Source organism: Rhizobium azibense, assembly GCF_004342325.1.
In the GTDB taxonomy this organism is placed as follows: Bacteria; Pseudomonadota; Alphaproteobacteria; order Rhizobiales; family Rhizobiaceae; genus Rhizobium; species Rhizobium etli_B.
Map to the genome: position 1 here is coordinate 211860 of NZ_SMBJ01000002.1, position 14689 is coordinate 226548.

Below are 14689 nucleotides of genomic sequence, written 5' to 3' on the forward strand. Positions count from 1 at the left end.
TTGGAAATATATTGCCGGCGGCTTTCATCGGAGCCGCTACACTTACTTATTGCGCATTTCCTAAATTAGCGGAATATAGACCAGCACTACCGGCTAAAACGTTCGGCAACCATGTGTCAGATGGAGGGGTTCATGTCTCTCGCGATCAACGATACCGCACCGGATTTCGAGGCAGAAACGACCGACGGCAAGATCAGATTTCACGACTGGATCGGCAATTCCTGGGCTGTCCTGTTTTCGCATCCCAAGGATTTCACGCCGGTTTGCACTACAGAATTGGGCTACATGGCCAGGATCAAACCCGAATTCGACAAGCGTGGCGTGAAGATCATCGGCCTGTCGGTCGATCCCGTCGATCGCCATGCCGGTTGGGCAAGCGACATTAAGGAAACGCAGGGCGCAGCGCCGAATTTCCCGATGATTGCCGATACCGATTACAACGTATCGAAGCTTTATGGCATGCTCCCTGCAGCAGTCTCCGGCGACCCGACAAAGCGCACGCCAGCCGACAACCAGACCGTGCGCAATGTCTTCGTCATTGGCCCTGACAAGAAGATCAAGCTGATCCTCGTCTATCCGATGACGACCGGCCGCAATTTCGATGAGGTGCTGCGTGTAATCGACTCGCTGCAGCTGACCGCCAAGCACAGGGTTGCCACACCGGTGAATTGGAAACAGGGCGAGGACGTCATCATCGCCGGTTCGGTGAGTGACGACGAGGCCAGGACCATCTATCCGAGCGGATGGACCGCACCGAAGCCCTATATCCGGATCGTACCGCAACCAGAGGCATAGGTGCGGCAGGGGGTGGAGCAGTTCGCAAAAGGGAGGTGCCGATGATCTTCCGCCAACTCTTCGACAGTGTCTCCGGCACCTACACCTATCTCATCGCCAGCCGCAAGGGTGGCGAGGCCCTGATCATCGATCCAGTGCTCGAAAAGGTCGACCGCTATCTCAAGCTGGTGGAGGAGCTCGACCTCAAACTGGTCAAGGCTGTGGATACTCATCTCCACGCTGACCACATTACCGGACTGGGTGCGCTGCGCGACCGGACCCATTGCGTTACCGTCATGGGCGAGCAGACGCTTGCCGATGTTGTCTCCATGCGCGTCGCCGAGGGCGACCGCGTGGCGATTGAGGGACTGAGCCTCGACGTCCTTTATACGCCGGGCCATACGGACGATTCCTACTCATTCCTCATGAATGGCCGCGTTTTTACGGGCGACACCCTGCTTATCCGCGGCACCGGCCGTACCGATTTTCAGAACGGCAATCCGCTTCAGCAATACGACTCGATCTTCAACAAGCTCCTCAAACTGCCTGACGAGACCCTGGTCTATCCGGCGCATGATTATAAGGGCGACACCGTTTCCACCATCGGCGAGGAAAAGCGTTTCAATCCACGCCTGAAGGTCAGATCAGCCGACGAGTACGCCGACCTCATGAATAATCTGAAGCTTCCCAATCCGAAGATGATGGATGTCGCCGTGCCTGCAAATATCCATATCGGCCTGCATCAGGACGAGATTGCACGCAAGGGCTGGGCCGTCTCGGCGGCAGAGGCCCTGGCGCTCAGCGGGCGTCCCGACATTACAATCGTCGACCTTCGTGAGAAGGGAGAACGGGAAAAGCATGGAACAATTCCTGGCTCCCTTCATGCGCCCTATCCGGATTTGCTGGAAAACATCAGCACCGGCGGCATGTTGCACGAACTGGCAGAGGCAACCGGCAAGCGAATCGTATTCTACTGCGCTTTCGGTGAGCGCTCAGCAATGGCCGTGCAGGCAGCCCAGGACGCCGGCTTGGCCAGCGCCTGCCACATCGAAGGCGGAATCGACGCCTGGAAGAAGGCGAACGGTCCGGTGATCCGATAGCCTGGCTGAGGTATTCGCCGGCCGCCACGGCCATTGTCGTCATTTGGTCGAGGCGGACAGCATACATCAGCCGGCCCTGTTTCCCTCGCTGTCAAATAGGTGCAGATGTTGCGGCGGAAAACATACGCTGACTTCAGGCCCGGCCGTCAGCGCTTGGCGATCAAGCGTAAAGACCTTGAATGGCAGGCCATGCAGCGACAGATGCAGGATGATGCCGAAGCCGGTTGGTTCGACCAGCTCGACCTTGGCAGGCATTCCGCCTGGGTGCGACATGATCACATGCTCCGGACGGATGCCGAGCGTGACTTTCGCGCCGCCCGCAAGCGAAAGCGGCGCCGACAGCGCAACAAGCGTCCCGTCCTTCAACCTGACCCCGCCCGCTTCGCATGTTGCATCCAGGAAATTCATGCCAGGAGAACCGATGAAACCTGCGACGAAAAGATTGGCAGGCCGATCGTAAAGCTCGAGGGGGCTGCCGACCTGCTGCACCACGCCGCCATGCATGGCGACGATCCGATCGGCGAGCGTCATTGCCTCGATCTGGTCATGCGTCACATAAATCGAGGTCGCCTTCAGGTCGGCATGCAGTTTCTTGATCTCAGCACGCATCTGTTCGCGAAGACGTGCGTCGAGGTTCGAGAGCGGTTCGTCGAAAAGAAAGGCCTTGGGTTGGCGAACGATGGCCCGACCCATGGCGACACGCTGCCGCTGCCCGCCCGAAAGCGCCTTTGGTCGCCGCTCAAGCAGCGGATCGAGGCCGAGCTTGGAGGCGGCATTTGCAACCGCGCTGGCGATCTTTTCCTTCGCCGTCTTCCTCAGTCTTAGACTGTAACTCATGTTGCCGGCTACGTTCATATGGGGATAAAGCGCGTAGGACTGGAACACCATGGCGATATCCCGGTCTTTCGGATGCAACTCATTGACCCGGTTCCCGGCAATGCGGATTTCGCCGCCGGTGACCTCTTCGAGCCCCGCGATCATGCGCAGCAGGGTCGACTTGCCGCAGCCCGACGGGCCCACAAGGACGACGAATTCGCCATCCTTGATCTGGAGATCAACGTCATGCAGCACCTGGACGTGGCCGTAGGCTTTCTTGATGTTCTGGATATCGATCGATGCCATGTGACTAACCCTTGACCGCACCGGCTGTCAGGCCGCGGACGAGATAACGCTGAATGAGCAGGAAGAAGAGGCAGGCTGGAATGAGCGCCATGATACCCGCCGCCATCATCTGCCCGAAATCGACGGAGAATTTCGATACGAATGTCAGAAGGCCGACCGGAAAGGTTGCCGCGTCATTGCCGTTGATAAGCATCAGCGCGAAGAGCAGTTCGCTCCAGGCCGCGGTGAACACGAAGCCAAGTGTTGCCGCGATTCCCGGCAGTGTCAGCGGCAAGATGATCTGCCGGAAGGCCGTGAACTGCGTCGCTCCGTCGATCATCGCAGCCTCCTCGAGATCCTTTGGAATGCCGTCGAAAAAGGATTGCATCAGGAACGTCGCAAAGGGCACGTTGAAGGCTGTATAGACGACGACGAGGCCGGTCAGACTGTTGGTCAAGTGCAGCGGCGAGAGTATCTTGAAGATCGGTGCGACGAGCATGACCAGCGGGAACATCTGCGTCAAAAGCATCAGCGCGACGATCCAGTATTTTGCCCGGAAATGGAAGCGCGACAGCGCATAACCGGAAAGCGACGCGCAGATCGTCACCGCCACCGCCGTCGAAGCCGACACGATGAGGCTGTTCTTGAAGAAGGTTGGAAAAGCACTGTGCTGAAGCACAAAGGAATAATGTTCCCAGGTCGTCCGCGACGGCCACATGCGCACGCCCTCGGTATAAAGAAGGTCGTTCGGCGTGAGCGAGACCTTCAGCAGCCAGAAAAGCGGAAAGAGCGCGAAACCGATATAGCAGACGATTGCCAGCCTGTGGGCGATGGTCGCAATAGTGGGTCGTCTCATCTATTCAATCCTTCAGCAGGGTCTGCCGCAGCAGGATGATCAGCATGGAATAGGCAAGCAGCAGTGCGAGCAGAACCAGTGCGATTGCCGAGGCGTAACCGAAATCGAGCCGTCTGAACGCCTGGGTGAAGATATAGCTGGCGACGATCTGCGTCCGGTCCGCCGGCCCGCCGCCGGTCATGACGACAATGAGGTCAGCAAAGTTCGATACCCAGACGGTGCGGAGCAAGACGGTGATGGCAATCGTTGGAGCAAGGAAGGGAAGCGTGATCGAACGGAAGCGCTGGACCCAGCCGGCTCCATCGATCGATGCGGCTTCATAAAGATCTCGAGGAATTGCCTGAAGCGCTGCAAGCAACGTGATCGCAAAGAACGGGATGCCCCACCAGACATTGGCAATGATCGGTCCCCACATCGCATATTGCGGATCAGAAAGAATGTTGCCAGGCGCGCCGGTCAGCCCAAGGCCGAAGAGCCAGTGCGGAATTGGCCCGATCACCGGATTGAAAAGCCAGGCCCAATTGAGACCCGCAAGGAAGGACGGAACCGCCCAGGGCAGAAAGACGAGTGCCTGCACGATGCCCCTGCCCCAGAACGGCTTGTCGAGCAGAAGCGCCAGGATGAGCCCGAAGGCGAACTGCAAGATCACCGAAGCACCCGTCCACCATAGAGTATTGCGAAGCGCACCGTAAAAGGCCTCGTCCTTCGAAAGGGCGCGGAAGTGCTCAAGTCCGATGAGACCACCGGAAAATGGGTTCAGAAGCTGGATATCGCGAAAGGCGTAGGAAATGCCCACCGCCAGCGGGGCCAACATTACCGCGATGATGAGGATCAGCGACGGTGCGCTGTAGAGATAGGGTTGGGAGGCATCTGCCAGACGCTTCAGCCACGGCCTGCGATCGTGGTGCCTGTGCAACGTGTCGGCGATCATAGTCATCGGCCAAATTCCGGTTCGCGGCGCTGAGGGCGCCGTCTGTCTCGTGGGGAAGAACTGGCGGCGGATCGCTCCGCCGCCCCTGGCACCTACTTTTTGGCCAGGAACTTCTGCTGTGCCTTGGTCAAGTAGTCGGCCCACTGATCGGCCAGCTCCTTCGGCGTAATGTCGCCAAGAAGTGCCTGCTGCGAGGTCTTGATCGCCAGCGAATCTTTGAAGAAGGCGAATTCTTCGAGATAGGTCGGCATCACGGTCGGAACCGTGTTCGGGTCAGCCAGTTCCTCGAACCAGCCCTTGAACTGGTCGCCGGCATAGAAGGGATCCTTCTCGGCCGCAGTATAGGCCGGCAGCGCGCCGATCTTCTTGTTCCACTCAATGTTGCCTTCAGGACCTTCAAGCGTTGCAATCAGCTTCCAGGACAGGTCCTTGTTCTGGCTCGTGGAAAACATCGACCATCCCGCATAGCCGATCGTCGGGAAGGATTTGCCGTCGGGCCCCTTGGGCAGCGGAATGACGCCGAAGTCTTCCTTCTTCATGCGCTCGGCAATGGCAATCAGAGCATCCGGATCCTGGTCGAGAAAGGCGCAGGTGCCGGAATAAAAGCCGGCAACGACCTCATTGAAGCCCCAGTTCACACTATCCTTGGGCGCATAGCCCTTCTTATAGAGATCGACCATCCACTCGATGCCCTTTGTCCAGCCGGGGCTGTTCATGGTCGAAGTGCCGTCTTCGTTGAAGTATTTGTTGTCGCCTGCCATGGAGGCTGCAAATATCATCCAGCCGTTTAAGCCACCGGGGCCGCCGCGCATGCAGTAACCGTATTTTCCGGAGATCTTGGAGACCGCCTCGGAGGCCTTGGCAAATTCGTCCATTGTCTTCGGCGGTTCGTTAACGCCTGCCTCCTGGAGCAGCTTCTTATTGTAGAACATGGCACGCAGATAGAAGCCATAAGGCAGCATATAGGCCGTATCCTTGACATCGCGGCCGAGTTCGAGCGCGCGCGGCGTCAGTTCCTTGGTGTGCTCCCACTTTTCCAGATAGGGTTCAAGGCTTTCAAGCATGCCGTTGTTGCCGTAGAGCGAAAGCCAGGTATCCGGCATTTCCATCACGTCCGGCGTATCGCCCGCCGACACCATTGTCGCGAACTTCTGGAAGGCTTCGTTCCACGGTAGCGAGATGATTTCGACCTTGGTGCCCGGGTTTTCGGCCTCGAACTTGCCGACGATCGATTTAAGTGTCTCGGTGCGCTCCGGGCTGGTGATGACTTCGACGAGTTTCAGAGTCGTATCGGCAAACGCAGTGCCGGCCATCATCGCTGCGAAGAGCGTTGCGGTTATCAATCTTTTCATGCTCAGTTCCCCCTTTTCGGTGTTCTTTCAGTTGACGGTTATGAAGCGGCGGCAATCGCCTCTTCGATATCCCTCCACAGCGCCTCGGTTCCTTCAAGGCCGACATGGAGGCGTACGGACCGCGGATGAATGCCAAAGGCATGCGCGGAATTCGGCTGCGCTTTCTGCTGGAGCACAACCTCGCCCGGTACGATCAGGCTTTCGTGCCCACCCCAGCTCACACCCAGTTTGAAAAGCTTGAGGTGGTCGGCAAAGACGCGGATATCCACACCTTCGCGAAAAATGAACGAAAAGAGCCCCGATGTGCCGTTGAGGCCATTGGGCAGGCGATTGGAAAGTCCCGGATGACAGACCTGCTCGACGATGTCGTATTTCTGCAGGCGCTGGGCGATGGCCATCGCCGCAGCCTCGTGTGCCTTCATGCGAAGCGGCAACGTGCGCATACCGCGGATGAGAAGCCAGGCGTCAAAGGGCGAAAGCTTGGCGCCGAGATAGGGATAGGCCTCGGCCTTGATGCGCGCGATCATCTCCTTGGAACCGGCAATGACGCCGGCGACGACGTCGCTGTGGCCGCCGAGATATTTTGAGGCCGAATGGATCACGAGATCGACACCTAACGTCAGCGGCCGTTGGAAGAAGGGGCTTGCCCAGCTGTTGTCGATCATCGTAACGGCGCCGTGCTGCTTGCCGAGTGCCGCAAGCGCGCCAACGTCATGGGCCTCCATGACCCAGCTCGTCGGGCTTTCCATGTAGAACAGCCTCGCACCTGGAAGCGCCTTGGCGACCGCCTCCTCGTCTCGTCCGTCGACATAGGTGACTTCGATCCTCATCCGCTTGAGGATCGTGCCAAACAGGCGGAATGCATCCGGATAGACGTGCCTGACCGCGACGATCCGGTCACCGGGCTCCACAAAACTCAGCACCGCCGATGAGATCGCCGCCATGCCGCTCGCAAAACCAAGCGCATCTTCGGCGCCTTCGAGCCTGGCAAGCATCTCCTCGAACGTCCGCACAGTCGGATTGAGCCCACGGGTATAGATCGGCCGCACCTTCTCGCCGCGATAGGAAGCGATCATGTCATCATAGTCGGAGAAGGTGAAAAGCGACGTCTGAAAAATCGGCGGAACGACCGCATCAGCGATGTTACCCTCGTCATGCGCAGTGATCAGCGAAGCAAGCTCGAAGGGTTCCAAGCCGTTGCTCATTTGGACATTTCCTTGATGTCTTCCTCGACAATCTCGAGGATTTTCAATGTTTCTGCGCGGGCAGCCTCTGGATCCTGGGCAGCGATGGCGTTGAAAAGCGTGCGGTGGAAGGGAAAGGACCGGCGCGCAAAATCCTCCCGGTCGAATGGATGGGTCCAAAAGCGCTCGAAGGTCTCGCGCATCTGCTCGAGGAGCTGACCGAACAGCGGGTTATGGGTTGCGTGATAAACAGCCATATGAAATGCGAGGTCTTCGGGACCGGACGTGCCCTTCGCTTGGTGCACGCGCTCCATCTCGTCGAGCTTCTCTTCGATGATGGCGAGGTCACTGGCCGTCCTGCGACGCGCAGCCACCATGCCTGCTTCGCATTCGATACCGCGGCGAACCTCCAGCGTCTGCAGAAGGACGTCACGAAGATGCGCCGTGTCAAGTGACAGCGGCATGTGGATGGTCGCCTTGGAAACCGGCTTCAAGAGATAGGTGCCGCTTCCCATGCGCGTCTCAATCACTCCAAGGGCCTGAAAGTGTCGGATCGCCTCGCGAATAGTCGAACGGCCCACGGCAAGGGCTGCCATAAGTTCACGCTCGGCAGGCAGCCTGTCGCCTGCCTTAAGCTTCGCCGCTTCAACATAATGAGCCAGCGCCTCAGTCACCTGACGCGCCCGATCCATGGCGGGAAGCGGCCGGATCAAGGGGGTATCGCTGACATTTGCCTTCATGGTTCCCCAGTAACCTCTTAAAGCAGCAGCTTGTCAAATTGGTCTGACGTCTTAGCATTTCGCAAAGAACCGTTGCCGTCAAGGTGGGCAGAGCAGCTGGTGGTGAGGATTCCCTTTCACAGTGGCCACATTTCCCGATTCTTCTTCCGTGTTTTCACTTTATCAATGTCCCGCTCGCGCCCTCCCTTAGCAATGCAAGCCTAACCAACTGACTTCCAATCATTTTATGCAAAGACCAAGCTTGGCGTTGCTCCGAGCCTGTAAACCTGGCGGCAGGGCTCCCTCCGAAGGCGCTGGCCCCAAAAAACTTTCACACTCATCTAGTCCGCCGGCTCCGCTGGGCGGTCGCCCTGGATGTTGACGACGGTTTTCAAAGCGCCGTTCTGTATGGCGTATGACCGGAGAACTCTTGCAACTCTACCATTTCACCTCGTCCGCACACCTGCGCGGCATTCATAAGTACGGGCTTACAGTGGGCGATGTGGTTACCGATCTCCATAAGCCGGGCGGCAGGATCGCCGTTTGGCTCACCTCGTCGCCGAACGCCTTCGGTCACGGTCTCTCCTGGAGTGCTATCGACAAAACCGAATTCCGGTTGACCGTGAATCTGTCTAATGATGACAGGCTCGAAAAATGGTTGGACTGGGCTCTCGACAACGTCTCTGCGACAGCGGCTCATTGCCGCCGGCGGGCGCGAAGCTGACATATGGTTTCTCTTTTTTGGTTGGCTGCCCCCAAGCCTCATCAGCGAGGTTGTTTCGTTAAGAACGGGAATGCCCATCGAGAACTGGGGCGAATACCTGCCAGAGAACCAAAGCCTGCGCGGCATCTCCTTCGAAGGCCGCCACGCCTGGCAGAAGCGGATGCTTCGTGATTTCCGACGGGAAGCGGCGTCGCGCCACCGACACCTTTAAACAGAGGGGCTTAAGTCGTGGGGGTGTAATCGCACGGCGCCCACCAGCCGACTAAGCGACCGGCGGCCGGAAGATTGTAAGCATTGGTCGATGCGGTGTTTCCTACGACGCGCGTATCGCAAAATTCACGTTCTGCGCGGTTATGACATCAATATGGACGACCTGCTCGAGCACAAGAGACTCGCACTCCGTCAAGCCGCATGACCAGTCTCATGGCCGCCCAATTTCTGCGAGAACAGTCAATCAGGTCAGGAATATTATGTAATAAAATCAAAATTATATTATTGCGAAGGAAGACCTAGAGAGCCTCGCTAGCAGCTGATGTAGATGGACCCGCTCCCCAAAATGTCCTTTTGCACCCTCCAAAAGGGCCTCAAAAGCACCAGCGACGACAGCTCGGCGACAGATAAAGATCGACGATTTCACGGATCTTATCGATGAACAAAGGGTCGCCTATCTCTACGAAAGCGTCGTCTCCATTTGCCAACGTATTACGATTTCGCCGGCTCCAATGGTCCGCGTCAGGCACCCGCCCCGGCCGAGGCAATTCATGGTAGCGGCACAATTCTTTGCCAGATCACGCCCTGCGGACGCGTGCCGCCCGTGTCATTCCACGACGCGCAGCACCAAAACCGGCTGCCGTTGCCCAGCCCAAGACGCATCCCGCTGCCCCCCAGATCAGCCCTGCCAGATCGACGGGAACCGCTGGAACGAAGTCATTCCAAGTGTTCTTGGCAAGTGTCAGGTCGGGGCGGCGCAGCAGCAGCAATGGTCTAGTGACTGGAGGCTCCAGTGCCAACTCCCGCTGCTGTGCCGAAAGCCTGTCGTAACGCCCGAATATCCGGCGCATCGCGTCGCCTTGATTGCGGAGGAACACTTCAGGAGAGGCTGAATATACGCTGAGGGCTTCCTGACGGTCGAGGCCGTTTTGGACGGCCTGGGAATCAAATGCATCGACGATCTTCCTCAATTCGTCCAGGGCCCCACCGATGCGCTGGCGGTACTGTTGGGCAAATTCAGGTCCTTGCGAGAAAACGACGCCACCCAGTAGCGCCATGACTATTGTCAACACTCGTGCCAGAAGTCCCATCCGAAGCCTCGCGTCGTCAAATATCGAAACGACTGCGATCCTCGGATGGTTGCGTGTGAGCGATGAAATTTGTCCGATCCTGGCGTGCGTGGCGGCTTCTTGGAACTAGATCGCCACCATCGGTGTTCTTGGTGCAAGGGAGATTGCCATGAGCACCAACGACACGAACGCCACTCGAGAACAGCGCCGTCCAAAAGACGTCAAGCCGGTACCCGAGAAGCCTGATCCTGCCGACAAGGAGTCGATCGCACCCACCGTTCCGCCAGCCGGTACGCGGGACGAGAGCGAGCGTCCGATCGTCGACCCGGTGACCGGCGTCTCCCTTTGATCCGTCATGAAATCGCTAGCTCCGTGCATATCGACCTTGACGTCGCATTGGCCACGGTGGCGCACAAATTGGCTACTCTGGTCAGGTGCCGCCAATGCGACGCCCAGCCGGTGGTGCGAGCCGACATGATCGCCTTGTTTCTACGTTCAATATTTTCTAGCACGCGTCGTGCATCGGCGAGACCCAGACCGTCCAGGGCATCAGGGCACAGCCTATCTGAAGGTCTCTGGCGGAGAAGATTCCGGCCCTCGCGGCGCGAACTCTAAGTCTTCACGTTCCACCTGAGCGATTTCTCAATCACCAGCCGTGCGTCGAGGGCTCCTCCTTTGGTCGGATTCTAGACATGGCGACGGCTACCCAACGCGCTCAGCCCTTACACGCGGTGACCTGGATGCCCTTAAAAGTCGACAGACGAGATTGCTAGCGCGCGGTGAGCGCCTGCTTGAGGACGCTACCCGCTCAGAACCCGGCGATAACGCTTCACCGGACACGCCCAAATGTCGAGGTCATCGAGGGCCTGGATGGTCTGCGTGTGTCGTCGGGATGCCAATGAACGGACGCAACCTAGTAGAATGTGGCAGCCAGACCTTCTTCGCATCCACCCAACCGTCATCGCTGACTTTCTGCCGCACGCCTACTAAGCTGGCCGCAGACGACCATACCCTTAACGAGTAGGCGAACTGGAGATCTGGGACCAGCGACTGTTCCCCCGCCTTATTCGGCAGCCGCTAGATAGACCCTATTTTGTGAGGAAGCGGCTAGGCCATGAACCCTGGCTTCAGTCTTGGCGATCAGCTGGTAGAATTCGTCCTGCGCTTCAACGTCCAGCTGGATAACGGCGTTCACATCGTCTGGCGTGTCACAGACGCAAGCGACCGCCGAGATAGGACACACGCCGCCTGGATAACGTTTGCCAGTGCCGGTATAAGCGCGGCGACCCCAACGTTGCGAATAAACAGTCTCTTCACGGTCGAGGTGCAGAATGGTCCCCTTGCACGCGGTGACAATGGCGGCCTTGCCATAGGCGAACCAGTGGTAGTTCAACTTTCGGAGTATATATTTTCCTGTGATGTCCTCGCCCGCCAGCTCTGCCGGGTCATTAATCATTCTGATCATGGTGACTACCTCTCATCGCTCGCTAATATCCGTCAGGACCGTTAGGACGACAAGAGAGAAAAACGTAGCATTCGGAGTAACTTAGTCACAAAGTGTTTCTGATTCTTACAGTGCTTCGAGCGCCCGTTCATCTGGCTGGCGGCGTTTGGAGAACGCATTATGGCCTCTGCCTAAAAGGCAAGATGCAGGTATCAGACTGTTCAATGGCAAGCGGTATTCAGGTCGAACTATCCTAAAACGTCCAAGGCTTGGGGCCCTGAACGGCGGACAGAATGGGCAAAATCCTTGTTCCCGCCGGATCGAGCGGGTGTGTTCCACGCGCTTCTCTCGTGCCAGCATCGGCGTCATATCGCCTGCCCTGCGCTGGGAGCAAACCCTGGCTTCGTTCCACCGGTCCTTCATGGACAAAGGAAACGCGGACGGACTGGTTTCCTATCGAAGTTTCGGCGGCGATGAAGCGGACGCGCGACTTACGACGGCTGCTTGGCTTTTCTTTGCCAATATTGGGCAGACTCGCATAAGGGGGCAGCGGTTCTCGAAGATTTCGATGGCGCCAAACTGGCTGCGAAGGCATCCCTCAGCGCAGCCCGTCTGCGGTCTCGCCGAGAGTGTCCGCCACATAGGCTCCGCGTGATCCCATTGGCAATGGCGCCCCCGTGGTAGTGTCCTTCGCCGTCTGGTGTTCAAGCTCCGCATTCAGCTCGCCTCCCACGATCAGGATGACGATCGACAGCCAGATCCAGACCAGAAAACCCATCAGCGCACCCAGGGTGCCGTAGGTCGCGTTGTAGTTGGCGAAGTGGTTGAGGTAGAACGAAAATACAACCGACATTGCAAACCATGAAAGGGTAACGAGAAAGGCACCCCATGTCATCCATCGGAGCTTGGCGGGCTCGCGGCTCGGACCGAAGCGATAGGCGGCGGTGGTCGCTGCCGCCGCTATCAAAAGCAACAACGGCCATCTCAGAAGCAGGGCCAGGTGCTCCTTGAATAGGTCGAGCCAAAGATAGGAAAGCACTACAGGCATGACAGCGACCAGCCCTATCATTAGGGCAGCAGAAAGCATCGCGCCGAAAGTGAAGCACAGCCCGACGAGGTTAAGCTTGATCAGTCCCCGCTTTTCCTTTTCTTCATAAGCCACGTTCATCGCATCGAAGATCGCCAAAGTCCCGCTGTGGGTGCTCCAAAGGGCGATGGCAAGGCCAATGAAGAAAGTGATGCCAAGCGTCGAGTTGCGGCTTTCGGCGAGGCTCTTGATGCGATCGGCGATGAGATCGAAAGCGCCCGGCGGAAGCAGTCCGGACAGCTCGCGGAGATGGTCAGCCATGGTGGCCGGATCCGCAATCAGCCCGTATAGCGCGACGAGTGCCGACAGCGAGGGGAACAAACCCAATAAGAGGTAGAACGTCACTCCGGCTGCGATGAGTGTCACACGATCATCGACGACTTCGTGAACCACCCGCCAGAAGACGTCGCGTAAGCCCTTCACAGGTATCGCCTCGGGGACGCTTGCGTCCCTTCCTCGGCCAGCCTCGAGCTCGGTCTCCACTGATCCATTTGGCGTGTCTGCGTGCGTACCCTTCAGTGCGACGAGTACGCAGCCCGCAACGACAAGGAGGGTGGCGATGCTCGACAGGTTGATGTGCGGACGACTGAGCATAGGTAATTCCATTTCAGCAGAAATAGCAGTTGGCCACGCTTCTTCTTGATGTCGCTGTTGCCTTGCTGACGCTAAGATTTGTCCGTCACCTCGACCGACCTGAAAGCATCATGAACGTCGTATGCGATTGAACAGCCTTGTTAGAGACTTCTGTTGCGATCTTCAGCGTTGATCAATCTTCGAATACAGAGCCACGCGCGTGTTTTTTCCGCGTCCTGGCTTCGCCGAGTTTTTTGTGCTTCGGTTTCAGCATGCGGCATCACGCACGGCGGCTGCCGCATCTCATGAACCATCAATGGGTAGGTTTGTTCCTCGCCAGTGACAAGGTTCGCAAAACCTCGCGCCTGCGAGCTTCTCTGTGTCGGCAGATCATGAGGGATTGCTGCCCATCAACGAGTAAGCGATCTCGCTGGACCGATTTTTTCTGCTGCCACGGAAGCAGCGTCACGGAGCCGCTTCTTGGGAGGCAGCTTGACGGCACCAGATGCGCCCGAATGAATATAGCAGCGTGCGTCATATCGGGGCGGTGGCGGCGGTCTTACTGCAGGGTCACGTGAGCCGGATATGCACGAGCCATCTCCGGACGTTGCTCGAATGTCCGGCGAAGAATCCGCGCTGCGTCGTCCATAATGAAGACGAGGTCCGTAAGGCGCTCGATCTCCGTGTGTATTCGATATGCCTCGACGTCGTCGAGACTTCCACTTCCGATCAGCCTTCTCGCCTTTTCGATCAAGCGTTCGGTCCGGTCGACGATGTCCAGGCAGCGGCGTATAATGACTTCGAGCATGCGTGTCCCCTCGCTTGCATGACGCAGCGTGGGGGAGAATCGATCGATAGGCAATCCCTAAATGTCACTAAAGACGGTCGCGGATACGGTCGTAAAGATCGCGGATTTCGTCGAGCACCCGGTCGTAGCGTGAACGAGGGGTCGATGACCGGAGACTGGCGATCGCAAAGGCAAACGCACCGGCGACCGCCGCGGCGGCCAGGAGTGATGAAACAGGATAGAGCTTGACCGTTGCTTCAGTCTGGCGTGCGGCTTGTCTTGCGCCACCCCTCACGGTTTGCGCGGCTTCGGAAATCTGTTGCCGCAACACCTCCATCTGCTTTCGCAGGGCGCTGATCTCTTCACGAGGATCATAGTCCGGCTGAGGCGGAATGCCTACCGCGGCGGTTTTGGTGTCGACAATCGCCTTGGGGACAGGCTCGCCTATCTTGGCACCCTTGGCAACCAAGGGCGCGGTATCGGTTCTTTTGCGAGGCGGCATGGCGGTCTCCCTAATATGGTCTTTCCACGTTAACTGGAGCAGCCGGTCCTGGGTTCAAGCGCACTAGACTTTGGACCTCGCAGTGGCATTGCTACGGCACCGAACTGGATGATGCAGCGTCTGGGTGCGCAGTCCAGCCCGATGGGCTGCGCTGTAAAAGCGGATCCCAGCGATGCACCGCCTCGGAAGGACTGCAACCTATGGAACTGTCCGGCATACAGCGCTTGCAGCTTTCCGGGTCCTCAACCTGTCGAGGTCCTTCACCCGTTTTTGTC

Annotated in this window: 15 protein-coding genes; 4 read left to right on the forward strand and 11 right to left on the reverse strand. The window is 57.9% G+C overall.

The window, feature by feature from the left end; all coding sequences use genetic code 11:
* Positions 1 to 132: 132 nt before the first annotated feature.
* Both EV130_RS05155 and EV130_RS05160 read left to right on the forward strand, forming a co-directional pair.
* Positions 133 to 795 carry a peroxiredoxin gene (locus tag EV130_RS05155; RefSeq protein ID WP_074064827.1) on the forward strand — a complete coding sequence of 221 codons (663 nt, stop codon included), beginning with the start codon at positions 133 to 135 and terminating at the stop codon, positions 793 to 795.
* Positions 796 to 836: 41 nt separating this feature from the next.
* Entirely contained in the window at positions 837 to 1874 is a 1038-nt protein-coding gene (locus tag EV130_RS05160; RefSeq protein ID WP_074064828.1) for an MBL fold metallo-hydrolase, read from the forward strand.
* Positions 1875 to 1940: 66 nt separating this feature from the next.
* Here the strand turns inward: EV130_RS05160 and EV130_RS05165 are convergent, their stop codons facing one another.
* From EV130_RS05165 to EV130_RS05190, 6 genes are all read right to left on the reverse strand, one after another.
* Positions 1941 to 2996, reverse strand: coding sequence for an ABC transporter ATP-binding protein (locus EV130_RS05165; RefSeq protein WP_074064829.1), 1056 nt, complete (start codon positions 2994 to 2996; stop codon positions 1941 to 1943).
* A gap of 4 nt (positions 2997 to 3000) precedes the next feature.
* Complete coding sequence (locus EV130_RS05170; RefSeq protein WP_074064830.1) at positions 3001 to 3831, reverse strand: carbohydrate ABC transporter permease; 831 nt, start codon at positions 3829 to 3831, stop codon at positions 3001 to 3003.
* Positions 3832 to 3835: 4 nt separating this feature from the next.
* Complete coding sequence (locus EV130_RS05175) at positions 3836 to 4768, reverse strand: carbohydrate ABC transporter permease (RefSeq protein ID WP_074064831.1); 933 nt, start codon at positions 4766 to 4768, stop codon at positions 3836 to 3838.
* A gap of 86 nt (positions 4769 to 4854) precedes the next feature.
* Entirely contained in the window at positions 4855 to 6114 is a 1260-nt protein-coding gene (locus tag EV130_RS05180; protein ID WP_074064832.1) for an ABC transporter substrate-binding protein, read from the reverse strand.
* Between the two features lie 38 nt (positions 6115 to 6152).
* Positions 6153 to 7319, reverse strand: coding sequence for a PLP-dependent transferase (locus EV130_RS05185; protein ID WP_074064833.1), 1167 nt, complete (start codon positions 7317 to 7319; stop codon positions 6153 to 6155).
* Positions 7316 to 8038 carry a FadR/GntR family transcriptional regulator gene (locus EV130_RS05190; protein WP_132554164.1) on the reverse strand — a complete coding sequence of 241 codons (723 nt, stop codon included), beginning with the start codon at positions 8036 to 8038 and terminating at the stop codon, positions 7316 to 7318. Before EV130_RS05190 ends, EV130_RS05185 begins: the two co-directional genes overlap by 4 nt.
* 409 nt (positions 8039 to 8447) lie before the next feature.
* Here EV130_RS05190 and EV130_RS05195 point away from each other — a divergent pair, with 409 nt between their 5' ends.
* Positions 8448 to 8741, forward strand: coding sequence for a hypothetical protein (locus tag EV130_RS05195; protein WP_074064835.1), 294 nt, complete (start codon positions 8448 to 8450; stop codon positions 8739 to 8741).
* A gap of 788 nt (positions 8742 to 9529) precedes the next feature.
* Here the strand turns inward: EV130_RS05195 and EV130_RS05200 are convergent.
* On the reverse strand, positions 9530 to 10042 hold the full coding sequence (locus EV130_RS05200) for a DUF2937 family protein (protein ID WP_074064836.1): 513 nt from the start codon (positions 10040 to 10042) through the stop codon (positions 9530 to 9532).
* 148 nt (positions 10043 to 10190) lie between these two features.
* On the opposite strand from EV130_RS05200, the gene EV130_RS05205 reads away from it, so the two are divergent.
* Positions 10191 to 10370, forward strand: a complete 180-nt coding sequence (locus tag EV130_RS05205; protein ID WP_074064837.1) for a hypothetical protein — start codon at positions 10191 to 10193, stop codon at positions 10368 to 10370.
* Between the two features lie 714 nt (positions 10371 to 11084).
* On the opposite strand, the gene EV130_RS05210 is transcribed toward EV130_RS05205, so the two are convergent.
* The 4 genes from EV130_RS05210 to EV130_RS05225 form a co-directional block, all read right to left on the reverse strand.
* Positions 11085 to 11486 (reverse strand): hypothetical protein, encoded by a 402-nt coding sequence (locus EV130_RS05210; RefSeq protein WP_074064838.1) that lies wholly within the window; start codon positions 11484 to 11486, stop codon positions 11085 to 11087.
* A gap of 577 nt (positions 11487 to 12063) precedes the next feature.
* On the reverse strand, positions 12064 to 13146 hold the full coding sequence (locus EV130_RS05215; RefSeq protein ID WP_074064839.1) for a YihY/virulence factor BrkB family protein: 1083 nt from the start codon (positions 13144 to 13146) through the stop codon (positions 12064 to 12066).
* A gap of 538 nt (positions 13147 to 13684) precedes the next feature.
* Positions 13685 to 13933, reverse strand: coding sequence for a hypothetical protein (locus EV130_RS05220; RefSeq protein ID WP_074064840.1), 249 nt, complete (start codon positions 13931 to 13933; stop codon positions 13685 to 13687).
* A 67-nt stretch (positions 13934 to 14000) separates the two neighbouring features.
* The gene (locus EV130_RS05225; RefSeq protein WP_074064841.1) at positions 14001 to 14414 is read right to left on the reverse strand and encodes a hypothetical protein; all 414 of its coding nucleotides are present in this window, start codon (positions 14412 to 14414) and stop codon (positions 14001 to 14003) included.
* Positions 14415 to 14689: the final 275 nt, after the last annotated feature.